16 protein-coding genes are annotated in these 23775 nt (G+C 69.4%); 11 read left to right on the top strand and 5 right to left on the bottom strand.

Going from position 1 to position 23775, the window contains the following annotated elements; genetic code table 11:
- Nucleotides 1-31 precede the first annotated feature (31 nt).
- The 4 genes from EV384_RS19575 (at nt 32) to EV384_RS19560 (ending at nt 9156) form a co-directional block, all read left to right on the top strand.
- Nucleotides 32-976, top strand: a complete 945-nt coding sequence (locus EV384_RS19575; RefSeq protein WP_207232374.1) for an ABC transporter ATP-binding protein — start codon at nt 32-34, stop codon at nt 974-976.
- 56 nt (nt 977-1032) lie between these two features.
- Nucleotides 1033-2481: an ABC transporter permease subunit gene (locus EV384_RS19570; RefSeq protein ID WP_207232373.1), complete on the top strand. Its 1449-nt coding sequence runs from the start codon at nt 1033-1035 to the stop codon at nt 2479-2481.
- Nucleotides 2482-2555: 74 nt separating this feature from the next.
- Complete coding sequence (locus EV384_RS19565) at nt 2556-3278, top strand: ABC transporter permease (protein ID WP_242624166.1); 723 nt, start codon at nt 2556-2558, stop codon at nt 3276-3278.
- A gap of 412 nt (nt 3279-3690) precedes the next feature.
- Nucleotides 3691-9156, top strand: coding sequence for an ATP-binding protein (locus tag EV384_RS19560; RefSeq protein WP_130335368.1), 5466 nt, complete (start codon nt 3691-3693; stop codon nt 9154-9156).
- 846 nt (nt 9157-10002) lie between these two features.
- Here EV384_RS19560 and pdxY read toward each other — a convergent pair.
- Complete coding sequence (gene pdxY, locus EV384_RS19555) at nt 10003-10857, bottom strand: pyridoxal kinase PdxY (protein WP_130335366.1); 855 nt, start codon at nt 10855-10857, stop codon at nt 10003-10005.
- Nucleotides 10858-11052: 195 nt separating this feature from the next.
- On the bottom strand, nt 11053-11457 hold the full coding sequence (locus tag EV384_RS19550) for a DUF2267 domain-containing protein (protein WP_130335364.1): 405 nt from the start codon (nt 11455-11457) through the stop codon (nt 11053-11055).
- Between the two features lie 263 nt (nt 11458-11720).
- On the opposite strand from EV384_RS19550, the gene EV384_RS19545 reads away from it, so the two are divergent.
- Nucleotides 11721-12311 carry an NADPH-dependent FMN reductase gene (locus tag EV384_RS19545; RefSeq protein WP_130335363.1) on the top strand — a complete coding sequence of 197 codons (591 nt, stop codon included), beginning with the start codon at nt 11721-11723 and terminating at the stop codon, nt 12309-12311.
- 479 nt (nt 12312-12790) lie between these two features.
- Here EV384_RS19545 and EV384_RS34920 read toward each other — a convergent pair whose 3' ends face one another.
- The gene (locus EV384_RS34920) at nt 12791-12934 is read right to left on the bottom strand and encodes a hypothetical protein (RefSeq protein WP_165439989.1); all 144 of its coding nucleotides are present in this window, start codon (nt 12932-12934) and stop codon (nt 12791-12793) included.
- Nucleotides 12935-12950: 16 nt separating this feature from the next.
- Between EV384_RS34920 and EV384_RS19535 the strand changes: the two genes are divergently transcribed.
- Together EV384_RS19535 and sthA are read left to right on the top strand one after the other, a co-directional pair.
- Complete coding sequence (locus EV384_RS19535) at nt 12951-14132, top strand: MFS transporter (protein WP_130335361.1); 1182 nt, start codon at nt 12951-12953, stop codon at nt 14130-14132.
- Nucleotides 14133-14584: 452 nt separating this feature from the next.
- On the top strand, nt 14585-15988 hold the full coding sequence (gene sthA / locus EV384_RS19530; protein WP_130335359.1) for a Si-specific NAD(P)(+) transhydrogenase: 1404 nt from the start codon (nt 14585-14587) through the stop codon (nt 15986-15988).
- A gap of 50 nt (nt 15989-16038) precedes the next feature.
- On the opposite strand, the gene EV384_RS19525 is transcribed toward sthA, so the two are convergent.
- Nucleotides 16039-16989 carry an alpha/beta fold hydrolase gene (locus EV384_RS19525; RefSeq protein WP_130335357.1) on the bottom strand — a complete coding sequence of 317 codons (951 nt, stop codon included), beginning with the start codon at nt 16987-16989 and terminating at the stop codon, nt 16039-16041.
- A 1013-nt stretch (nt 16990-18002) separates the two neighbouring features.
- Between EV384_RS19525 and EV384_RS35475 the strand changes: the two genes are divergently transcribed.
- Nucleotides 18003-20312, top strand: a complete 2310-nt coding sequence (locus tag EV384_RS35475) for a low temperature requirement protein A (protein WP_207232372.1) — start codon at nt 18003-18005, stop codon at nt 20310-20312.
- A 412-nt stretch (nt 20313-20724) separates the two neighbouring features.
- Nucleotides 20725-21588 carry an MBL fold metallo-hydrolase gene (locus EV384_RS19510; RefSeq protein WP_130335353.1) on the top strand — a complete coding sequence of 288 codons (864 nt, stop codon included), beginning with the start codon at nt 20725-20727 and terminating at the stop codon, nt 21586-21588.
- Between the two features lie 203 nt (nt 21589-21791).
- On the opposite strand, the gene EV384_RS19505 is transcribed toward EV384_RS19510, so the two are convergent.
- The gene (locus EV384_RS19505; protein WP_242624165.1) at nt 21792-22268 is read right to left on the bottom strand and encodes a MarR family winged helix-turn-helix transcriptional regulator; all 477 of its coding nucleotides are present in this window, start codon (nt 22266-22268) and stop codon (nt 21792-21794) included.
- Between the two features lie 98 nt (nt 22269-22366).
- Between EV384_RS19505 and EV384_RS19500 the strand changes: the two genes are divergently transcribed.
- Both EV384_RS19500 and EV384_RS36145 read left to right on the top strand, forming a co-directional pair.
- The gene (locus tag EV384_RS19500) at nt 22367-22927 is read left to right on the top strand and encodes an NADPH-dependent FMN reductase (RefSeq protein WP_130335351.1); all 561 of its coding nucleotides are present in this window, start codon (nt 22367-22369) and stop codon (nt 22925-22927) included.
- Nucleotides 22928-22979: 52 nt separating this feature from the next.
- Nucleotides 22980-23765 carry an oxidoreductase gene (locus tag EV384_RS36145; protein ID WP_278045681.1) on the top strand — a complete coding sequence of 262 codons (786 nt, stop codon included), beginning with the start codon at nt 22980-22982 and terminating at the stop codon, nt 23763-23765.
- Nucleotides 23766-23775: the final 10 nt, after the last annotated feature.

Here is a 23775-nt window from a genome sequence, read left to right as displayed (position 1 = left end):
CCGCCGGTCGCCGCCGCATAACCTGCCTGCCATGGAACCCACGATCGAGGTACGCGCGCTACGCAAGCGCTACCGCACGACCGTCGCGGTGGACGGGCTGTCGTTCACCGTCCGGGCCGGCGAGGTGACCGGTTTCGTCGGGCCCAACGGCGCCGGGAAGTCCACCACGATGCGGCTGATCCTCGGGCTCGACGCGCCGGACGAGGGCGAGGCACTGGTCAACGGCCGCCCCTACCGCTCCTTGCGTACGCCGCTGACACAGGTCGGTGCGCTGCTCGACGCCTCGGCTCTGCACCCGGGCCGGCGAGCCCGCGACCACCTGCTCTGGCTGGCTCACAGCAACGGTATCGGCAAGCGCCGGGTGTCCGAGGTGCTCGACCAGGTGGGCCTGGCCTCGGCCGCCCGCCGCCGGGCCGCGGGCTTCTCGCTCGGTATGCAGCAGCGGCTGGGCATCGCCGCCGCCCTGCTCGGCGATCCGCCGGTGCTCATGTTCGACGAGCCGGTCAACGGGCTCGACCCCGACGGCATCGTCTGGATCCGGGGCCTGATGCGGTCGCTGGCCGCCGAGGGCCGGGCGGTCCTGGTCTCCAGCCACCTGATGGGCGAGCTGGAGGACACCGCCGACCATCTGATCGCGGTCGGCCGCGGCCGCCTGATCGCCGACACGAGCGTGGCCAAGCTCCTGGCGGCGGCGTCCAAGGACCGCGTCGAGGTCACGACCGCGCAGCGGGCCGAGGCGACGACCGTGCTCGCCAACGGGGGCGCGACCGTCACCGTGGCCGGCCCGGAGACCGTCGTCGTCGAGGGGCTGCCCGGCGACCGGGTATCGGCGCTGCTGACCGAGGCCGCCATCCCGTTCTCCGAACTGCGACGACACCGGGCCTCGCTGGAGGAGGCGTACATGGACCTGACGCGCGGCGCCATCGAGTTCGCGCCCGAGACCGGAGCGCCGGCGACCAAAGGGAGCGTACGGTGACCGCTCGCGAATCCTTCCCCCGGCTGCTGCTGGCCGAGTGGACCAAGCTACGGTCGGTGAGCCGCTGGGTCATCACGCTGCTCGGCGCGGCCGCCCTGACCATCGGCCTGAGCTACCTGGCCGCTTCCGGCAACAAGACGGACATCAACGAGCACGCCGATTTCGTCAGCGGGCCGCACGGCGAACCGGTCGCCGACGCGTTCTACTTCGTGCACCAGCAGATCACCGGCGACACGACGCTTACCGTGCGAGTCGCGTCGCTGACGCCCGAACCGGACCGGCGCGCCGTGCGCATGGGCTCCGACCAGATGACCAAGCTCGAGGATCCCAGCCCGTTCGCCCAGCCCGCGGCCGGAATCATGATCAAGGATGGTACGCGGCCCGGTTCGTCATACGCCTCGGTGATGCTGACCGCCGATCAGGGCGTACACATGCAATGGGACTTCGACGCGGACCGCAAGGGCAGCGCGAGCAGCGGGGCCCGATGGTTGAGGCTCGTGCGCTCGGGCAACACGATCACCGGATACGAGTCGGCCGACGGTGCCGCGTGGCAGAAGATCGGTACGGCGACGCCGAAGAACCTGCCGTCCACCGTGGAAGTCGGCTTCTACGTCTCGTCGCCGGCAGCCGTGTACGCATCACGGGGCGGCGGCAGCTCGTCGGTCGGTGGGCGGCCGACCAGCGCCCGGGCTGCGTTCGACAATGTGCAGCGCGGATCGGGCGGCACCTGGCACGGCGAGTCGATCGGCGATGCCGATCGACTCAGCGAGAAGGGCGGAGTACGCGGCGGCGGCCAGGTCACCGAGGCCGACGGCACCTACACCGTGGTGGGCACGGGCAAGGTCGGTCCGCAGCCGCCGGATGACGACATGGTGGAGACGGCGCTGATCGGCGTCATCGCCGGGCTCATGGCCCTCATCGCGATCGGTGTCCTCTACGCCACGTCGGAGTACCGCCGGGGCATGATCCGGACGACGTTCGCCGCGACTCCGCGCCGGGGCCGTGTGCTGGCCGCGAAGGCGATCGTCCTCGGCACCACCTCGTTCCTCGTGGGGCTGGTCGGTGCGGTCGGGTCGTTCGTGCTCGCCATCCCGATCCTGCGCAAGCAGGGCTTCACGTCGCCGGCCTTCCCCCGACCATCCCTTACGGACGAATCAGTGCTGCGGGCTCTGCTGCTGACCGCCGCGTTCATGGCCGGGGTCGCCGTCGTCGGCCTCGCGATCGGCGTACTGCTGCGGCACAGTGCGGCCGCGATCACAATCACCATCGTTCTGGTCCTCGGACCGCTGATCGTCGGCATGATCCTGCCGGGCACCTCGCCGAAGTGGCTGATGTACACAACGCTAGCGGGCGGGATGGCGACCCAGCGGGCGAAACCGCCGACGATCACCCTGGCCGAACCGTGGGCCATGATCGGGCCGTGGGCCGGGATCGGTGTGGTCGCGGCGTGGGTCGCTGTCACACTCGGGCTCGCCTGGTGGCAGCTGCGGAAGCGCGACGCATGACGGCGCCGCGCCCCCTCCGCGCTCTCCGTGCGGAGTGGACGAAGCTGAGGACCCTGCCGAGCACCGGATGGCTGATGCTGCTCGCCATCGCCGGCACGGTGGGCCTCGGTTTCGCCATCACCGGATCGCTGGAGTACGCCCACTGCGAGTCGCCCTGCGCCGTCGACCTCACGAAGCTGTCACTGGCGGGCGTACGCCTCGGCCAGGTCGGCATCGTGGTCCTCGCGGTCCTGGCGGTGACAGCGGAGTACAGCACGCGGACGATCCAGCCGACGCTGGTGGCCGTACCACGCCGGTTCCCGGTGGTGCTGGGCAAGCTCGGTGTCCTGGCCGTCCTCGGGGTGGCCACCGGGGTACTGGCGGTTGCCGGGTCCCTGACGGCCGGCCGGACGATGCTGCCCGGCAACGGGTTCACGGCGGCGCACGGCTTTCCGGCGCTGTCGCTCGCCGACGACCTCACTCGGCGGGCGGCCATCGGTACGATCCTCTACACGGGGCTTGTCACCTTGCTGGGAGCGGGGCTCGGGCTCCTCCTGCGAGACACCGCCGGTGCGCTCACGGCAGCGCTGGCACTGCTCTACGGATCGCCGGTCGTCGCCATGTTCGTCAGCGACCCGAGATGGCAGCACCGCATCCACCGGTTCTCCCCGATGGACGCCGGGCTGACCATCCAGTCCACGCGCAACCTCGCCGCCGAACACATCGGGCCGTGGGCGGGGCTCGGCGTCCTGTCCCTGTACGCCGTCGCAGCGGTCATCGCGGGGCTGATCGTGTTCCAGCTCCGCGACGCCCGCTGACCGTCATCCGGCCAGTCTGGGCCGCAGCCGTTCGAGCTCGACCTGGATCGCCGGACGTACGCCTTGCCAGGCTGTAGAGGATCTCGTACGCGCGGGTGGTCCGGATCGGGATGCGCCCGGAGCGCCTGCTCGCCCCGGCGGCGACGCCTCGGGCCACGGGGGCCGCAGCCTCCGCGTCGACTCCGCTCGCGATCACAGGCGAGACGCGGCCACGAGTGCCGCCGCTGCCGTTTCGCACCGGCCCAACCTGAGGACGGACGGCCAAAAATTTTTGTTCGGTTCCTACAACTGGTGCCGCGTAGGGTTCGGTGGTTACGACATGGCGCTACCAGCCGGCAGGCGGAAAGGTGATCACTGCCGGGGGCCGCCGTCTCGCGGCGTACGTCGTATGTCCACCGAAGGGGTCGATCGGGTGTTCAGCCGTATCGCCATCGTCAACCGTGGTGAGGCCGCGATGCGGCTCATCCACGCGGTCCGAGAGCTTGCCGCGGAGACCGGGACCCGGATCGAGACCGTCGCCTTGCACACCGACGTCGACCGCAGCGCCACGTTCGTGCGTGAGGCGGACCTCGCCTACGATCTCGGTCCCGCGTCCGCGCGCCCGTACCTGAACCTGAAGGCGCTGGAGCGCGCGTTGGTGGAGACCGGCGCCGACGCCGCGTGGGTCGGTTGGGGCTTCGTCGCGGAGGACCCGGCGTTCGCGGAGTTGTGTGAGAAGGTCGGCGTGACCTTCGTCGGGCCGAGCGCGAAGGCCATGCGCCAGCTCGGTGACAAGATCGGCGCAAAGCTGATCGCCGAGGAGGTCGGCGTGCCGGTCGCGCCGTGGAGCCGCGGTGCGGTCGAGACCCTGGACGCCGCCCTGACGGCGGCGGCCGAGGTCGGCTACCCGTTGATGCTGAAGGCGACCGCGGGCGGCGGCGGGCGCGGCATCCGCGTGATCACCAGCGAGGCCGAGCTCGTCGACGCGTACGAGCGCACCAGCCAGGAGGCGGCGCGGGCGTTCGGCAGCGGCGTCGTGTTCCTGGAGCGCCTGGTCACCGGCGCCCGGCACGTCGAGGTCCAGGTGATCGCCGACGGCCAGGGCACCGCGTGGGCGCTCGGTGTCCGCGACTGTTCGGTGCAGCGGCGCAACCAGAAGGTCATCGAGGAGTCGGCGTCGCCGGTGCTCAGCCCGGTGCAGGCCGCCGAGCTCAAGGCGTCGGCCGAGCGGCTGGCCGTCGCGGTCGGTTACCGGGGCGCGGCGACCGTCGAGTTCCTCTACCACCCCGGCGACCGGCTGTTCGCGTTCCTCGAGGTCAACACCCGCCTGCAGGTCGAGCACCCGGTCACCGAGTTGACCACCGGGTTCGACCTGGTCAAGGCGCAGCTGCACGTGGCCTCGGGCGGGCGGCTCGAAGGCGAGCCGCCGGTGGAGCGCGGGCACGCCATCGAGGCCCGGCTGAACGCCGAGGACCCCGACCGCGACTTCGCGCCCTCCCCGGGCCGTATCGCGCGGCTGGATCTGCCCGCGGGGCCGGGTATCCGGGTGGACACCGGCGTCAGCGAGGGTGACACCATCCCGGCCGACTTCGACTCGATGATCGCGAAGATCATCGCCTACGGCCGCGACCGCGACGAGGCACTCGGCAGGTTGCGTCGGGCGATGGCGAACACCACGGTGATCATCGAGGGCGGCGCGACGAACAAGAGCTTCGTGCTCGACCTGCTCGACCAGCCCGAGGTGATCGACGCCAGCGCGGACACCGGCTGGATCGACCGCGTCCGCGGCGAGGGCGGACTCGTCGCGCACCGGCACTCCGCCGTTGCGCTGGCGGCCGCCGCCATCGAGGCGTACGAGGAGGAGGAACGCGTCGAGCGGCAGCGGCTGCTGTCGACGGCGTTCGGCGGTCGCCCGCAGGTGCAGCACAAGAGTGGCCGACCGCTGGACCTCAAGCTGCGTGGCGTCGGCTACCGCACGCGCGTGGCGCGGGTCGGCGCGCACCGGTTCCGCGTCGGCATCGAAGCGGCCGGCGGCGTCCGCACCGCCGACGTCGAGCTGGACCGCTTCGACCGGCACACCGGGCAGATCGTCGTCAACGGCGTCCGGTACCGCCTGCTCACCGGCACGTACGGGCCGATCCACCTGGTCGAGGTGGACGGCGTGACGCACCGGGTCAGCCGCGACGAGGGCGGCGTCCTCCGTTCGCCCATGCCCGCCCTGGTCGTCGCCACGCCGCTGGAGGTCGGCGCCGAGGTCGAGGCGGGTGCGCCGGTGCTGGTGCTGGAAGCCATGAAGATGGAGACGGTGCTGCGGGCGCCGTTCAAGGCGCGGCTGAAGGAATGCGCCGTCTCCGTGGGCAGCCAGGTGGAGGCCGGCGCACCGCTGCTGCGGCTGGAGCCGCTCGCCGACGAGGCCGACGAGGACGCGGACGGCCCGGCCGCCGCGTCCGTCGAGCTGGACCTGCCCGCCGCGCCCGAGGAGATCCGGACGTGGAAGCGCGCCACCCGCGGCCAGGAGGACCTGCGCGGCCTGCTGCTCGGGTTCGACGTCGACCCGCACGACGACCGTCGGGTGCTCGACGACTACCTCGCCGCGCGGCGGACCGCCACCGAGGACGACCATCGGCCGCTCGCCGAGGAACTCGAACTCGTCAACGTGTTCGCCGACCTCGCCGAGCTGAGCCGCAACCGGCCGACGGGCGAGGACGGCGGCGGCGACGCCCGCGTGCACAGCGCCCGCGAGTACTTCCACACCTACCTGCAGAGCCTCGACGTCGAGCGGGCCGGACTGCCGAGTTCGTTCCAGGCCAAGCTCGCCAAGGCGCTCGGGCACTACGGTGTCACCGACCTGGAGCGCTCCCCCGAGCTCGAAGCCGCCGTGTTCCGGATCTTCCTCGCCCAGCAACGCGCGTCCGCCGACGCCACGGTCGTCGCGACGCTGCTGCGCGCGTGGCTGCGGGAGCCGCCGCCGGACGAGACGCTGCGCGAGCCCGCCGGCCTCGCGCTGGAGCGGCTGGTGGCCGCGACGCAGGTCCGCTTCCCCGTGGTCGCCGACCTCGCCCGCGGCGTGGTGTTCGCCTGGTTCGCCCAGCCGCTGCTGCGCCGCAACCGCGCCCGCGTCTACGCCGAGGTCCGCAAGCACCTGCGCCACCTGGACGCGCACCCGGACGCGCCGGACCGCGCCGAGCGCATCGCGGAGATGGTACGCAGCACCGAGCCGTTGGTCCGGCTGCTCGGCCAGCGGCTTGTCCGCGACCACCTCGACAACGCGGTCATGCTGGAAGTGCTGACCCGGCGGTACTACGGCAACAAGGCGCTCACCAGCGTCCGCAACCCCGAGGCCGCGCGCTGCCCGTTCGTGGTCGCCGAGCGCGCGGACTCGAGCGTGGTCGCCGCCGCGGTGAGCTTCGATGCGCTGGGCGGCGCACTGCGCGGGCTCGCCGAGCTGGCCAGCGGCGCGGAGGCCATCGACGCCGACATCTACCTCGCCTGGGAGAACCAGCCGGAGGACTTCGACGCGATGGCGGCCGCGCTGCTCGAGGTCATCAACGGGCACCCGCTGCCGCACCAGGTCCGCAGAGTCACCACCACCGTCGCGGGCCGCGGCGGAGCGGTGATGCACCACCACTTCACGTTCCGCCCGTCGGGCGCGGGGATGACCGAGGAACGGTTGATCCGCGGCTTGCACCCGTACATCGCGCAGCGGATGCAGCTCCAGCAGCTGCACAATTTCGACCTGACCCGGCTGCCGTCCTCGGACGAGGAGGTCTACCTCTTCCAGTGCGTGGCGCGGGAGAACCCGTCCGACGAGCGCCTGGTCGCGTTCGCACAAGTGCGCGACCTGACCGAGCTGCGCGAGCACGACGGCCGGCTGGTCGCGCTGCCGACGACCGAGGACACCGTCGCCGCCTGCCTCGACTCGATCCGCCGCGCGCAGTCGCGCCGACCGTCGAAGACGCGCTTCAACACCAACCGGATCGTGATCTACGTCTGGCCGCCGAGCGACCTCACGCGCGAGGAGATGGAGATGATCGCCGGGCGCGTGCGCCCGACGGCCGCGGGCGCCGGCCTGGAGGAGATCCTGTTCATCGCGCGGCAGCGCGACCGCACGACCGGCGAGCTGACCAAGATCGGCGTACGGATCTCCTTCGACGCCACCGGCGGCGCCGAGCTGACCGTCGGCGAGCCGCCGGTCGACCCGGTCGAGCCGCTCGACGACTACCGGCTGAAGGTGCTGCGGGCGAGCAGCCGCAACACCGTGTACCCGTACGAGCTGACCGGCCTGCTCGGCGAGTTCGTCGAGCACGACCTCGACGACGACCGGGCGCTGGTGCCGGTCGACCGGCCCAAGGGGCGCAACACCGCGGCGATCGTCGCCGGCGTGGTCACCACGCCGACCCCGCGGCACCCGCAGGGCGTCACCCGGGTCGTGCTGCTCGGCGACCCGACGAAGTCGCTGGGCGCCCTGTCGGAGCCGGAGTGCCGCCGCGTGATCGCCGCGCTGGACCTGGCCGAGCGGATCCGGGTGCCGCTGGAGTGGTACGCGCTGTCCGCCGGCGCCCGGATCTCCATGACGTCGGGCACGGAGAACATGGACTGGGTGGCCGCGGCGCTCAAGCGGATCGTCGAGTTCACCCAGGACGGCGGTGAGATCAACATCGTGGTCGCGGGCATCAACGTCGGCGCCCAGCCGTACTGGAACGCCGAGGCGACGATGCTCATGCACACCAAGGGCGTCCTGGTGATGACGCCGGACTCGGCGATGGTGCTCACCGGCAAGCAGTCGCTCGACTTCTCCGGCGGCGTCTCGGCCGAGGACAACTTCGGCATCGGCGGCTACGACCGGGTGATGGGCCCCAACGGGCAGGCGCAGTACTGGGCGCCGAACCTCCCCGCCGCGCGGGACGTGCTGATGGCGCACTACGACCACACGTACGTCGCACCCGGCGAGGATGCGCCGCGGCGGGCGACCACCACCGACCCCACCGACCGGGACATCTCCGCCTTCCCGCATGCCGTGGCCGGCAGCGACTTCACCACCGTCGGCGAGATCTTCTCCGCCGAGGCCAACCCGGACCGCAAGAAGCCGTTCGACATCCGGACCGTGATGCGGGCGCTCTCCGACCAGGACCACCCGGTGCTGGAACGCTGGGCGGGCATGGCCGACGCGGAGACCGCGGTGGTGCAGGACGTGCACCTCGGCGGCATCCCGGTGTGCCTGCTCGGCATCGAGTCACGGGCGGTGCCGCGGCGTGGCTTCCCGCCCACCGACGGCCCGGACACCTACACCGCGGGCACGCTGTTCCCGCGGTCGTCGAAGAAGGCCGCGCGGGCGATCAACGCGGCCAGCGGCAACCGGCCGCTGGTGGTGCTGGCGAACCTGTCGGGCTTCGACGGCTCGCCCGAGTCGATGCGCAAGCTGCAACTGGAGTACGGCGCCGAGATCGGCCGCGCGATCGTGAACTTCCGCGGACCCATCGTGTTCTGCGTGATCTCGCGGTACCACGGCGGCGCGTTCGTGGTGTTCTCGAAGGCGCTGAACCCCAACATGACCGTGCTGGCGCTGGAAGGCTCGTTCGCCTCGGTGCTCGGCGGCGCTCCCGCCGCCGCGGTGGTGTTCTCCGGCGACGTCGACGCCCGCACCGCGGCCGACCCGCGCGTGCGGGACCTGGAGGCCCGCGCACCGGCCGCCTCCGGGGCCGACCGCGCCGCGTTGACTACAGAACTGGACGAGCTCCGCTCGTCGGTCCGCGCGGAGAAGCTCGGCGAGGTGGCCACGGAGTTCGACCGGGTGCACAACATCCAGCGCGCTATCGAGGTCGGCTCCGTTGATGCCGTCGTCCGCGCAGCCAAACTCCGTCCGCGCATCATCGAGGCCATCGAGTCACATCTGCGTTAACCGGCCGGGGGCACGCCAGGCCCCGTCATGAAATACCGCGATGCTGTGGACGGTCGCCAGCGACCGTCCACAGCATCGCGGCGGAGGCGGGTTGGTCGCCCAGTGCGCTGCGGCATACTTCGCCAGGCTGAGCGGCGAGCCACGGATGTTGACGCCTTCGGGGGGACCGTCGAAGAGCTCACCGTGCAGGAGGCGCTGGTCAGGGCGTTGCCGGTGGGATCGAAGTCTCAGTTGGCGGGAGCCATACCAATGGCAGCTTCGTAGTACACAGAGTCATACGTCGATGCAGCGAAGCCACCACGGCCGGCGCCGCGGGGCTCCTGACGACCGTCGGCACCAGCCAGGCGGGGAGCAGGGCCGCCTGACCACTTCGGTCCTCCCTGGCAGGTCACACCAACTTGCTCGCCCGCATCATCGCGGGTCAGAGCGTTCTGCTCAGCCGGCCTTGTTGACAACTTCGGGCGCGGCCTTCGCCAAGCTGCACCCAATCTGCGCCCACGTGCAAGGCCCGCGCGGCTGCTAAGCCCTTACCGCTCTGACCTGCGAATACTCCCCTATCAGGCGACATGGAGCGTCGTTGACTGCTGTTCGCTGCCGTTGAGTGCAGTTGTGTGAAGCAGGACGCCGCACCTGATCTGACCTGCAGGAACGGAAGACCACTGGAGGGGCGGGTGCCGTTGGACGCAGTTCTGTGCCGTTGGGTGCAGTTCAAGGCCGTTCAGTACACCCGGCTGCTCCCAACGTGCTCCCCGCTCCCAACCCCACAGCGACCCGATCAGCCGTGGCAGTACCGCCCGCCCCGCCTTCTACCACCCCCGAGGCCGACAACGCCGCCCGACGCAGCCGCTACGCGGCGTACGGTTTGGCGGCGAACCTCTTTGGCGGGTCAGCGATCGCGTCCTGGGCGGCGATCAGCTGGATCTCGCGGGTGCCTGCCGCGAGAGTCGCCTCAAGAACGGCGAAGATGGAGGCGGCGGTATGCTCCAGCGCCCTGGCGGGCGAGCCGGTCGTCAACAGGTGCGCGAGATACAACGCCGCCGTGACGTCGCCGGCGCCATTCGGGCTGATCGGCAGCAGCGGCGTGGTCACCGCCCAAGCGCCCTCGTCCGATACGGCCACCATCTCCAGCGACCCGTCAGGGACGTCACCGTGCAGCACGCTGGTGACCAGAACGTGCCGCGGCCCCATCCCGCGCACGACGTCGACCGCCTCCAGCAACTCCTTCGGCGAGTCCGTCGCACGGCCCGCGAGGAACTCCAACTCGAACTGATTCGGAGTGACGATGTCCGCGCGCGGGACCACCGTGTCCCGCATGTACTCGGGGATTCCCGGCCGTACGAACATGCCGCGGCCGACGTCGCCCATCACTGGGTCGCAGCAGTACACCGCATCCGGGTTGGCCGCCTTCACCTTCTCCACCGCGTCGAGGATCACCGTGCCCATCGCCGGGTCGCCCTGGTAGCCCGACAGCACCGCGTCGGCGTTCCCGAGGACCCCACGATCCTCGATGCCCGCGATCACCTCGGCAACGTCGGCCGGCGCCAGTAGCGGCCCGCGCCACGCGCCGTAACCGGTGTGGTTGGAGAAATGGACGGTAAGCACCGGCCAGACCTCGTGGCCCAGCCGCTGCAGGGGGAAGACGGCAGCGGAGTTGCCGACATGACCGTAGGCGACGGAGGACTGGATGGACAAGATCTTCACCGGCTCATGGTGGCACCTCCCGCGCCCCGGTCTCCGCGAGCACCTGCCGGAACACCGCGGCAGACATCCGCACACGACGTCGGTCGCGTGCCAACCAAGATCAGGTACGTTCACCTGCCGCTGTCCGCGCGTCCCTGGCGCGCCCTGTCCATCGTGCGGTAGCAGGCGGCGGGTTTGTCACGCGTGTGACGACCACTAGCGGGCCCGTCGTTCACCGGGACGGAGGCCCACCGGTTCGACCACCCGCCAGAAGTCCTTCGAGAGTTGAGCCACCATGTCCTGGAACTCCTCAGCCGGGACAGCCTCACGCAGTGTGGTGAGCACCGCGCGGACGCCGGCACTGGCGAGCACACCGTCGACGCCGGCGCGTGCCGTCACCCGCTGAACGAACTCCCCGAGCCCGAACGACTCGGGGTGTTCCCGAGTCTTGCGCAGGGGATCGTCAAGCCCTTCGGGAAGCTGATCGGCGAGATCATTCGCCTCGCCTCCGCTGATCCGATCTGCCAACGTCTCCAACGTCGCCCGGGCTATCGTCTCCGCCTGCTCGGCCGACACCCCTGTCCGCCTGGCCACTGCCTCAACAAAATCCTCGTAGACCACCTGGATCCTCCTCTCGACCAGACCGCCGTCTACCCGTTGCCGACGCCTCGAACCGCTCCTCTACCGGTGGGACCGCCGCCCCACCCGCCGCCGATGATCACCAACCATTCCGCGCGACCTCCAACTGCCCTCGGGAGCACCTACGCCTCCACAGCACATGGCCCGGAACCGGAACACCGTATGCCCGTTCGAAACCACGCAGGTGGGGTAACCGCCGACGACTCCCGCTCCCACGCGTGGGGTCCCGGAAGAAAAGGGCGGCAATGACCAGAATCGGCATCATCATCGGCAGCACCCGTCCCGGCCGGAACGGGGAGACGGTGGCCCGCTGGGTGCACGACATCGCCAGCAAGCGCGGCGACGCCGAGTACGAACTAGTCGACCTCAAGGACTTCAACCTGCCGCATCTCGACGAGATGGCGCCACCGTCGCTCGGGCAGTACACCCAGCCACACACCCTGCGATGGGCCGAAAAGATCGCCTCGTACGACGGGTACGTCTTCGTGACGCCGGAGTACAACCACTCCACGTCCGGGGCGCTGAAGAACGCGATCGACTTCCTCTACGCCGAGTGGAACAACAAAGCGGCCGGGTTCGTCAGCTACGGCAGCGTCGGCGGCACCCGCGCCGTGGAGCACCTGCGCCTGGTGGTGGCCGAGTTGCAGATGGCGGACGTACGGGCGCAGGTGGCACTCTCGCTCTTCACCGACTTCGAGAACTTCAGCGTCTTCAAGCCCGGTGCTCACCAGGTGGATGCGGTGAACACGATGCTCGACCAGTTGGGGGCCTGGAGCGGCGCGTTGGCAACCCTGCGAGCTGGCACGACGATGGCGACTCCCCAGTCCGGTACGTAGCCGGGGGGCGGGGGGCGGGTGGGTCTGTCAAAACTGGTCGGGAACACGATGAAGCTCGCCGCAGACGATGTGCAGAGCGTGGTCATACCCGGCTGCGGCCACCACCCGCCGAGGAGACTCCCGAGGAGATGCTGGCGGGCGCTGACGCGTTCCTGGCCACGTGCCGCAACTGACCGGACCCGGCGCACAACCCCAGGCCGCATGCTGCCCCGGCGTTCCGATCGTTTCGGTAGATCTCCGTGTTCGAACGTCTGCACCTGCCGTCGCTCGGCGGGGCGGCCGAGTGGCTCAGTTCCGAGCCATTCGGCCCCGGCGAGCTGCGCGGCCACGTCGTCCTCGTGGACGCTGACCTTCGGTGCAGTGCGATTGGGCGCAGTCGCGGTCCGTTGAGCGCATGCCACTGCTCCCATTCCGCTCCCCCGACCTCCCTAGTGCTCTGACGACGAACGTTCGCGCCGGCAAAAGGGACGGGGCCGTGATCAGCGCGGATTACCGGACAAATCCTTCAGCCGGACGCCGGGCCGTCCATTTTGCGTGTCCTGGAGCACCTCGGGTACTCCGCTGCGGCTCAGCAGCAGGACGGCGTCCAGGTCGACCGCGCTGGGCAGCCGCCCGCAGCTCACCCGAGGAGCACCTGACATGAATAACGCCGAGAAGAGGCGCCTCTCGCCGAAAGTCTCCCTGTTTCTGCTCGCCTCGATCCTCGTGTCCTTCGTGGCCGCGTCGACAGCCCCGACCCCCCTCTACGGGATCTACCAGGCGCGCTGGCACTTCTCGCCGATCACCACCACGGTGGTGTTCGCCATCTACGCCGTCGCGGTGCTGGCGACCCTGCTCACTCTCGGCAAGCTGTCCGACCATGTCGGTCGGCGGCCGGTCCTGCTGGTCGCGATCGCGGTCCAGATGATCTCGCTGGTCATCTTCATCTTCGCCACCGGCGTACCCACGCTGCTGGCCGCCCGCGTCGTGCAGGGACTCGCGGCCGGCGCCGCCACCGGCGCCGTCGGCGCCGCCATGCTCGACATCAACCGCGCCCGCGGCACGCTCGCCAACTCGATCGCCCCCGGCATCGGAACCGGTACCGGCGTCCTGCTCTCGGCGCTGCTCATCCAGTTCCTGCCCGCGCCGACGCGACTGGTGTACATCGTCCTGCTCGTCATCCTGCTGATCCAAGGCGTCGGAATCGTGCTGATGCCGGAGACGGTCACGCCGATGAAGGGAGCGCTGCAAAGTCTGCGGCCGGAGATCAAGCTGCCCCGCGCCGTGCGCGGGCCGGTACTGATCGTCGCTCCGGTGCTCTTCGCCGTCTGGGCGCTGGCCGGCTTCTTCAGCGCGCTCGGCCCGGCGCTCGTGCGCGCCCTCATGTACACCTCGATCGTGGCCGGCGGTCTGGCCGTCTTCGTCTTCGCCCTCTTCGGGTCGATCACCATTCTCCTGCTGCGCAACGCCGCCGCGCGGACCGTGATGCTCACCGGAGTCGCCGCTCTCATCCTGGGCATGATCATCACGCTGGTCTCGGTCACCACCGACTCCATCGCCGGCTTCTTCGTCGGCCTGGCGTTCGGCGGCGTCGGCTTCGGTGGCGGTTTCCAGGGCAGCCTCAAGACGGTCATGCCGCTGGTCGAGGCGCACGAACGCGCCGGCGTGCTGTCCCTGCTCTACATCGTCTGCTACGTCGGCTTCGGCCTGCCCACCGTCATTGCCGGCTTCCTCGTGGTCCACGCCGGCGGCCTGCCCCGGACCGCCAACGAATACTCCGTCGCCGTCATCCTCCTCGCCCTGGTCGCCCTGCTCGGGCTGCGCAGGGCCAGCAAGACGTGACCCGGCTGACCCACCGCGGCGCGGAACTCGGCGGCAACCTGGTGGCCGGCCGAACCGGCGCCTACCGCCGTTCGGATACGCCAGGCCCGGCAGTTCGCCGACAACCCCGACTGACTGACCACTCGACGGGTTCGTAAGGGGCGAGCACCCGCTGCAGCAGGCGGCCGACAAGCTCGCCCAGATCGCGCGCCTGTGGGCGCCGGGCGAGGTCGGACCGTACCCGCCGGGGCCCCGCCGCCCGCCACGCTGGCGGAGGCATCCGGCCGGGGTCGCAGGTGGACCGGCGGCGGCCCGGTTCGCTGGGAGCGGAGTGGGGGGGCGCGGGAAGCATCTCGATGCCTCAGCAGCGGGCCGCCGAGCCGGGACGACTCCTGCGGGGCGCGGCGGACGAGGGTGCGCCGCACGAAAATGCGCCCTAGCGCGGGCCGGCACATCTTGCGACGCTGACAGTTGTGTATGACTACGACCTGTTGGTGCTGGGCTCCGGACCCAGTGGCCAGAAGGCCGCGATCGCCGCCGCCAAGCTGGGCAAGCGGGTCGGCATCGTGGACCGCCGCGACATGATCGGTGGGGTGTGCATCAACACCGGCACCGTCCCCTCCAAGACGCTACGCGAGGCCGTGCTCTACCTGACCGGCCTCACCCAGCGGGACCTGTACGGCAGCAGCTACCGGGTCAAGGAGGAGATCACGGTCAGCGACCTGGCCGCCCGGACCCAGCATGTGATCAGCCGGCAGACCGACGTCATCCGAAATCAGCTGGCGCGCAACCGCGTCGCGATGATCACCGGCACCGGACGGTTCGCGGACCCGCACGCGATCTGGGTGGATGGCGGCTCCGGGTACGAGTCCAAGGTCACCTTTGACAAGATCGTCATTGCCGCGGGTACGCGCCCGGCCCGCCCGGACAGCGTCGACTTCGACGACCGGACGATCGTGGACTCGGACGGCGTCATCAACCTCCAGGCCGTACCCCGCAGCATGGTCGTGGTCGGCGCCGGCGTGATCGGCATGGAGTACGCGTCGATGTTCGCCGCGCTCGGCACCAAGGTGACCGTGGTGGAACGCCGCGATCGGATGCTCGAGTTCTGCGACGAAGAGGTCGTCGAGTCGCTCAAGTACCACCTGCGGGACCTGTCCGTGACGTTCCGCTTCGGCGAGGAGGTCGCCGCGGTGGAGAAGCACCAGACCGCGGCGCTGTGCATCCTGAAGAGCGGCAAGAAGATCGTCGCGGACACGGTCATGTACTCGGCTGGCCGCCAGGGCCAGACCGACGACCTGGCGCTGGAAGCGGCCGGGCTGGAGGCGGACAAGCGCGGCCGGATCGACGTCGATGCGAACTACCGCACCGCGGTGGAGAACATCTACGCGGTCGGTGACGTGATCGGCTTCCCGGCGCTGGCGTCCACGTCAATGGAGCAGGGCCGGCTGGCCGCGCAGCACGCCTGCGGCGAGCCGGTCCGCGAGCTGCACGGGTTGCAGCCGATCGGCATCTACACGATTCCGGAGATCAGCTTCGTCGGGAAGACCGAGGAGGAGCTGACGGACGGGTCGACGCCGTTCGAGGTGGGCATCGCGCGCTACCGCGAGCTGGCCCGCGGCCAGATCGTGGGTGACTCGTACGGCATGCTGAAGCTGCTCGTCTCACCGGAGGACGGCCGACTGCTCGGCGTGCACGTGTTCGGCACCGGCGCTACCGAGATCGTCCATATCGGGCAGGCGGTCATGGGCTGCGGCGGCACCGTCGACTACCTGGTCGACACGGTGTTCAACTACCCGACGCTGGCTGAGGCGTACAAGGTGGCAGCCCTGGACGCGTCCAACAAGATGCGCAACATCATCCGGATCGACGGTTAGTGGACTGCCCTTGGCCGGTCAGCAGGTAGCAGAGATGTGACGGTGCAGTACTAGGGCCTGGAAGCGCCCACCGCCGCCACTTGGCGGTACGGGGCAAGGAACCCGGTCAGCGCCGCCAGCATCGCATCGGGAGCCTCCTCGGCGACGAAGTGGCCACTGTTGGGGATGACCGCGGTCTGCACGTCGTCCGCCAGGAGCTTCATCGCCTCCCCGACTTTGTCGCCGCTGCTTGCCGCTCCGCCGATCGCCAGGACGGGCATGGCGAGCCGCGTGTTCTTGCGCTTCTCGTTCTGCGTCATCATCGCGTCCCACGCCCGGTAGAACCCGAAGCTGCCGCGCAGGGAGTCGGGGTTGGAGAGCAAACCGACGTAGTAGTTGATCAGGTCGTCGGGCAGCTTCCCGCCCTGGATGGTGAACTCCCAGCTGAAGAAGAGCTTTTCCCGTCCCTGGACGAGCTGTTCGTTCAGCTTGTTGATCCGGTTGAAGGGGATGTGCCAGAACCGGTCGTTGAGCGGCCCGGGAGCGAACATGGGCGGTGAGGGAACCGCCCCCGGAGGCCCGGGAACCTCGGCGAGGGCCACGCGGTCGATCCGTTCCGGGTGGTCCGCGGCCAGCGCGTAGCCGATCGGGAGTCCGGTGTCGGTGCCGACCACGGCGAAGCGCTGGTGGCCGAGCGCGTCCATCAGCGCGATCATGTCGTTGGCCTGGGTGCCGGGGTCGTACCCGTCCTCGGGCTTGTCGGACAGCCCCATGCCACGCTGGTCGACCGCGATGACCTTGAAGTCCCGGGCCAGGCTGGGCATCAGCATGCGCCACGCGTACCAGTTCTGCGGCCAGCCGTGCACCAGCAGCAGCGGCGGTCCGTCACCGCCGACGACCGCATGCAGGCGCAGCTCACCGATGTCGACGTACCGGCTGGTGAACGTGTCGGTGAACCCTGCCGGAAGCCCCGGCGCCTGCGAGACGGAGCCAGGGCCCTCCGGGACGGAAGTCGAGCTCATGACGATCTCCTTTCACCACACCTTGGGGAGTCGGCACAGGATCGATGCCGGCCCGATCACCTCCGCGCTGCCCATCCCCGGCTCGACCCAGTGAGACTCCCTGGCCGCACACCTGGGCGGTGGCCATGCGGGCGTCACCACCTCACGATATGCAGGAACACCCGGAAACCAGGGCGGGACCAGGGAATTCCCTGGCGCGACGGACTGCTCCGAGCAGGAGCGTCTCCGATCGGGCACGTGGCCTGAAGCCACCCCCAGGCCTCGGAGAGGATCTGCACCACTTCCGGCTCGTGGGGGTAGCTCCGCAAATACGCGCTTATGCTCCAAGCTAGGTGTACGCCCATGTAACCGCCCGCCAGGAGCATCCGCTCCAGGCACACATCCCGCACGTCGCTGCTGGGCGCAGAAGCAAGCGGGCGGCCTGAATCAGTTGTTCGTCTCACTGGAGGTCGCTGTGGATCAGTCCTCGTTCCGCTGCCCCTCGCCACCGAGACTTACCTGGCCGCGCGTGAAGAGTGGCAGCACTCAAGCTGCTGCCGCGTACCGCCGACCGTGGCGTCCCGATGGCCTCCTGTGGGCTGCGGTGCCTGCTATGCCGGCCACGTCCGCCTCGGCAATGAACGATGCCGTTCGCGAGGAGCGAGACTCCGGCTCATCGCGTCACCCCTGCACGTCGGCTTCGTGGATACCGACATGGCCAGCGAGATCCCGTAGCGCGGAAGACCGGCCCCCGGCCTCGGAGGCGGCAGCCCCTCGCTCTCACCGGCCCTGCCTGAACCTGACCGAGGTCCTCGCCGAGGGCGTCGGCCGGTGGGTCAGGCAGGACCTCGCCACCGTGCCGGCGTCCGCCTGATCCTTCTCGCCCTTCGTCGCTGCGCTCCTGGTCGGCCAGCGCCCCGCCTGACGAGGTGGCCTACCGCAGCCGCCTGACCCTTGTCCCCAGTTCCGGCCGATCCACGGCCAGGCTCCGCTGTAGTCACCGGCTCAGCTACTCACCACAAGGAGATCAACGCATGGTCGACAGCGACCTAGTTCTCATCCCCGGCGCCGGTGGCGTGGGCCGCACCGTCATCGACCAACTGCGCGCGCAGGACGTGCCGGTGCGCGTGATGGTCCGCCGCGACGACGATCGCGCGGTGGAGTTGCGTGCACTCGGCGCGGACGTCGTCCTCGGCGATCTGACCCGACCCGAGACCGTCGCGACCGCGCTGAAGGGTGTCGGACGGATGTATTTCGCGATGCCCGTGTCGCCGGACCATCTGCTGGCGGCGACCGTGGTGGCCACCGTGGCGCGGGAGCACGGGGAGCTGGCGGGCCTGGTCGGCATGTCGCAGATGACGGTGTCGCAGATGACCGCCACCAGCACCGCTGAGTCACACCAGCAGCGGCTGCACTGGCTGGCCGAGCAGGTACTGAACTGGTCGGGCCTGCCGGTGGTACACATCCGGCCGACGTCGTTCCTGGACAATCCGCTGTTCACGACGCTGGCGGCGCGGTCGATCCGGGGGAACGGCACGATCGCGCTGCCTTTCGGCACTGGGCGCACCTCGCCGGTCACCGTGGACGACGTGGCTCGGGTGGTCGCCACCGTGCTCCGCGACCCGGCCCCACACATCGGGCACGTCTACGAGCTGACCGGACCGCACACCGTCGACATGACGCAGATGGCCGAGGAGTTCTCCCGGGCACTAGGGCACCCCGTGTCCTATCTGGACGGGCCGTTGGAACCAGTGGCGGTCCGAGGTGCTCGCGAAGGCTGGCCTGCCGCCGCACACCGAACAGCACATCGCCACTATGGCCCGACTGCACCGCGAGAACCGGTACGACCGCGTGTCCGACGACGTCGAGCGCCTGACGGGCGTACCCGCCCAGACGATCGAGGCGTTCGTGGCCGCTCGCCGGGACTTCTACCTGGGATGAGCCGCTCGCCGCAGTGCGGCGACGGCGTGATCAGGCATGGTCAGGGCCGTAACGGGAATCGGAGAGCCGCCAGCAGCACTGACGTTCGTGGCGGCCGTAGGCCAACGACGAGCTGGTGGTCTACCCCGGCTGGCGGCGATGGTTACCCGCGCGGACAGTCAGCAACCACCGGCGGGGAGCTTTGCCGGGAGATGCCGCAGAGGTGGTCACGGCGGTGGTGTGAAGTGCCGAGGGCGTCAGGGGGCGACGTGAGGGTGGCGGCTCCGCTGCTGCGACAGCGCGACGAACCGCTGAGTGCGTCCTTCCTGGAACTGTTCTTCGATCTGGCATTCGTGTTGGCGTTGATGCAGCTGTCCGGGGTCCTTTTGTCCAACATGACCGTCGCCGGGGCGCTGAACACCGTCCTTCTCCTGTTGCCTCTCTGGTGGGTCTGGGTGGTGACTACCTGGTTCTCCGACTGGTATGCACGCGCCAACCGCAGAGTGCGGGCTCTGCTGCTCGGCTCGACCGTGGGCGTGATCTTGATGAGCGCCGCTGTCCCGTACGTTGAGGAGGGACAGGCGGTTCTCTTCGCCGGCACCTACGTCGCCGTTCACGTCGGCCGGAGCGGTTTCGCGGCGCTGGCACTGCGGGGGCATCCGTTGCGTAGGCGCCCCTTGAGATTCTTCGTCTGGTTCAGCACGTCCGGGGTGCTGTGGCTGGTGGGGGCATTCTGGGCGGCGGCGCGAATACCGATGTGGGTGGCGGCCGTCGCACTCGACTATTCCGGGCCGCTACTGGGATGGCGGGCGCCACGGCTTGGCCGGGCACGGCCGGAGGAACTGCGACTGCGAGGGGCCCATCTCACCGAGCGGTACCAGCAGATTTTCATCATCGCTCTCGGCGAGCTCCTGTTCTCCGCCGGTCTGGTCTACTCCCGTACCGACAAGGATCTCCTCCACTCCGCTGCGTTTCTGATCGTCTTCGCTGCAACGGTGCTGATCGGGTTGTCGTACGTCACTCCGGCGGAAACGTATCTCGGCGCCGCCATCGAGAAGCGTGGTCTGTCCCGGTTCGGCACGCTGACTGGCGACCTGCATCTCGTCATGATCGCCGGCGTCCTGGCCTCCTCTGTCGCCGCTGAAGCTGTCATCGCGCATCCGACCGAACGCGGATCCGGCGCGGCCATCGCCGTCACGGTCGCCGGCCCCGCTCTGTTTCTCGCCGGTCGGGTCCTACTGTCCGCCACCATCTACCGCCGGCTGTCCTGGCCCCGCCTGATCGGCCTGCCCGCCATACTCGTCGCCGCCGTCGCCGCCCACTGGCTGCCGCTGATAGGCGTCAGCGTGACAACGACCGGAGTGCTTCTCATGGTGGCCGTCGTCGAGAACCGGCCCACCCAGCCGCAGCCGACCGGCAGCTAGCACCCGGTGCATTGAGCCCGGTCGTACTGCCGGGGACGATTGTGCCGGTGGATCCAGCTCCGGCTCCGCCCACCGGCCGGCCGCCTCCCTTCGGTGGGGGAACTCTCCGCGGACGAACGCACGGAACGGAACGGGAGCATCCCCAGGTGTCCCCCTTGCGGATGAGCGTCGGGCGATGCGGCTGCGAGCCTGAACGCCGGCGAGGACGATCGACGGTGCGCCGGGCGATCCGTCGCCCATTCGACCGCGGCGCGCACCGTAGCGGGCAGAGCCGGTCGGTGCGATTGGCGAGGCAGGGGGCCACGTGTCGAAAGTTCCGTATTCGGACGTTGCTGAGCGGGCGCGGAAGCTACCAACGGCCCCAGTGCCGCAGGCTGCCCTGGGTCCCGAGGTCCCCAAGGCCGGTTACGTCTTGGAGGAGATCGCCGACGGCGTGTTCTGGCTCAGTGAGGGCATGTACCAGATGATGTTCGTGGTCACGGACGAGGGTGTGATCGCCGTCGACGCGCCACCCACCCTCGGCCACAACATTCTCCGCGCAATCCGCAGCGTGACCAGCCGCCCCATCACCCAGGCCGTCTACAGCCACCAGCACTCCGACCACGTCGGAGCGATGTCGGTCTACCCCGAGGACGTACCACGCTATGCCCACCGCATCACGGCGGAACGACTCGCGCTGCTCGGCGACCCTAACCGCCCCCTGCCGACACGCGTGTTTGACGACACCCTGACGATCGAAGCGGGAGACCACAGCCTCCAGCTCGACTACAAGGGCCCCAACCACGCCGAGGGAAACATCTTCATCTACGCCCCGACACAAGGCGTGCTGATGCTCGTGGACGTGATCTTCCCCGGCTGGGTCCCGTTCTCCAACCTCGCCGTCTCCGCGAACATCCCCGGCTTCGTCAACGCCCAGGAACAGGCTCTCGAATACCCCTTCGAGAAGATCGTCGGCGGACACGTCACCCGGCCCGGCACCCCGGACGATGTCAGGACCCAAATCGAATACGTGCAAGACCTGCGTTCCACCACCGAGGCAGCGCTCTCGTCGGTTGACTTGGAGAAGATTCTGACCCCGGTTGACGCCACCAACGCCTGGGCCATCTTCAAGGCCTACCTCGACGCCGTGGCCGCCCAGGCCGCCGATGAACTCGTTCCGCGTTGGAGCCAGCGTTTGGGCGGTGCCGACATATTCACCCTGCCGAACGCGTGGGCAATGGCCGAAGCCCTACGGCTGGACTATGGCAGCATGGGCCCGTTTGGCATCGCGCCCTGAGTCGTTCACGAAGCCGCACTGGCCGCGCGGCGAACCTTCGCGGACGGTCACGCCGCCCTGCGCCGCGACGATCTTGAGCTGCTCAGGGCGCCGGCGGGCCCGCCGGGTCTGTCTTCGCCCCCGCGGCAGTATCCACCGCGGTGCCTACTCCTTGATCAGGAGCAGGCGGTTCGTTCAGACCTCAGGTGATTCCCGACAGGGAATCAGATGGCCACGTCCTGTAGGGCTTGGGAGAGCTTTCGGAGGTCGACGCCCGTGAGGTGGTCGAGGAACTGCCGGCGTACGGCGGCGAGACTGGTCGGCCAGGCCTCTTGGAGGCGGGTGAGGCCGGCGTCGGTGAGGACGGCGTTCCAGCCGCGGGCGTCCTGTTCGCACCTGATCCGCTGGATGAGCCCCTGGCTCTCCAACCGGTGTACGACGCGGCTCATGCCACTGAGCGACATTTCGCAGGCGGCGGCGAGTTCGCTCATCCGCAACCGCCGGTCGGCGGCCTCGGAGAGGTGCATCAGGGCCAGGTAGTCAATCAGGGGGAGCCGCTGCTCGCGGACCATGTCGGCGTCGATGGCGCGGGGCAGGGCGTACATGACGCGAGTGAGGGACCGGACGAGCGCCTCCTCGTCTGGGTTGAGTGGTTGCACCCCTTCTGGGGGCATTGTCGGCTGCGGTGTGACGGTGGACATGATCCCAGTGTACTTGCTTGGCGAAGCAACCAACAGCGTATAGTTGCTTCGTCAGGCAAGGGTGCCGCCTCCGGTACCCCACACGAGGAGGAACGCAGATGGCCAGGATCGGAATCATCATCGGCAGCACCCGGCCGGGACGCAACGGCGCGGCCGTGGGTCAGTGGGTGTACGACGTCGCCCGGCAGCGCACCGACGCCCAGTTCGAGCTCGTCGACCTGCTGGACTACAAGCTGCCGCACCTGGACGAGGTGTACCCGCCGTCGATGGGCCAGTACCAGCAGCCGCACACGCTGGAGTGGGCCAACAAGATCGCCTCGTTCGACGGCTTCGTGATGGTGACGCCGGAGTACAACCACTCGACCTCCGGCGCCCTGAAGAACGCGATCGACTTCCTTTACAGCGAATGGAACAACAAGGCCGTCGGTTTCGTCAGCTACGGCTCGGTGGGCGGCACCCGGGCGGTCGAGCACCTGCGGCTGATCGCTGGTGAACTGCAGATGGCGGACGTGCGGTCGCAGGTGGCGCTCTCTCTCTTCACCGATTTCGAGAACTTCAGCGTCTTCAAGCCCAACGACTTCCAGCGTGACGCGCTGAACGCCACCCTCGACCAGGTCGTGGCCTGGAGCCAGGCCCTCGCGCCGCTGCGTACCAAGTGATCAGTCGACCGGACCGTTCAACACCGCGGAGAGACAACGCCGTGCCTGACGCATTCGAGCCGATCGTTCTCGCCGCGACGAAGATCGCGAACCGGTTCGCGATGGCTCCGATGACCCGAAACCGGGTCGGGGCCAACGACACCGCCAGCCCGCAGAGTACTACCGGCAACGGTCCTCGGCCGGACTGATCGTCTCGGAGGCGATCTACCCCAGCCGGGTGGCGCAGTCGTTCCCGTTCACCCCCATGCTCGTCACCGACGAGCAGACGGATTCCTGGAAGCAGGTCACCGAGGCGGTGCACGCGGGCGGCTCGAAGATCTTCGCCCAGCTGCTGCACGGCGGCCGGGTGCACAGCCCGGACAGCGACCTCACCCCGAAGGCGCCATCCGCGGTCGCCGCCCCGGAGCAGATCTACACGCCGCAGGGGATGAAGGACATGCCCGTCCCCGAGGCCATGACCGAAGCCGACATTGAGCAGACGGTTGCAGACTTCGTGCACTCCGCGTGGAAGGCGATCGAGGCCGGCTTTGACGGCGTCGAGATCCACGGTGCGAACGACTTCCTCGTCCAGCAGTTCTTCTGCGCCAAGGCGAACCTCCGTACCGACCGTTGGGGCGGCTCGATCGAGAACCGAATCCGGTTCGCGGTCACCCTGGTCACGGCGGTCGCCGCCGCGATCGGGCCGGACCGCACCGCCATGCGCATCTCCCCGGCCTCGCCACTGTTGGGGATCGAGGAGGTCAACCCCGAGGAGCTCTACCCCGCGCTCTTCGACGCCCTGGCGCCGCTCGGCCTGACCTTCCTCGACATCCGGAGTGGCCCGGCCACCGTCCGCTGACCCAGAAACT

This window comes from Micromonospora kangleipakensis (genome assembly GCF_004217615.1).
GTDB lineage: Bacteria > Actinomycetota > Actinomycetes > Mycobacteriales > Micromonosporaceae > Micromonospora > Micromonospora kangleipakensis.
The sequence above is the reverse complement of the archived record's forward strand: the minus strand, read 5'-3'. Positions and strand labels throughout refer to the sequence as shown.

What these genes read in the sequence shown, in the direction of transcription:
- EV384_RS19575 (WP_207232374.1), top strand. Translation starts at nt 32, where the DNA reads ATGGAACCCACGATCGAGGTACGCGCGCTACGCAAGCGCTACCGCACG.
- EV384_RS19565 (WP_242624166.1), top strand. Translation starts at nt 2,556, where the DNA reads ATGCTGCTCGCCATCGCCGGCACGGTGGGCCTCGGTTTCGCCATCACC.
- EV384_RS19545 (WP_130335363.1), top strand. Translation starts at nt 11,721, where the DNA reads ATGACCAGAATCGGCATCATCATCGGCAGCACCCGTCCCGGCCGGAAC.
- EV384_RS19535 (WP_130335361.1), top strand. Translation starts at nt 12,951, where the DNA reads ATGAATAACGCCGAGAAGAGGCGCCTCTCGCCGAAAGTCTCCCTGTTT.
- EV384_RS19525 (WP_130335357.1), bottom strand. Translation starts at nt 16,989, where the DNA reads ATGAGCTCGACTTCCGTCCCGGAGGGCCCTGGCTCCGTCTCGCAGGCG.
- EV384_RS35475 (WP_207232372.1), top strand. Translation starts at nt 18,003, where the DNA reads ATGGTCGACAGCGACCTAGTTCTCATCCCCGGCGCCGGTGGCGTGGGC.
- EV384_RS19505 (WP_242624165.1), bottom strand. Translation starts at nt 22,268, where the DNA reads ATGTCCACCGTCACACCGCAGCCGACAATGCCCCCAGAAGGGGTGCAA.
- EV384_RS19500 (WP_130335351.1), top strand. Translation starts at nt 22,367, where the DNA reads ATGGCCAGGATCGGAATCATCATCGGCAGCACCCGGCCGGGACGCAAC.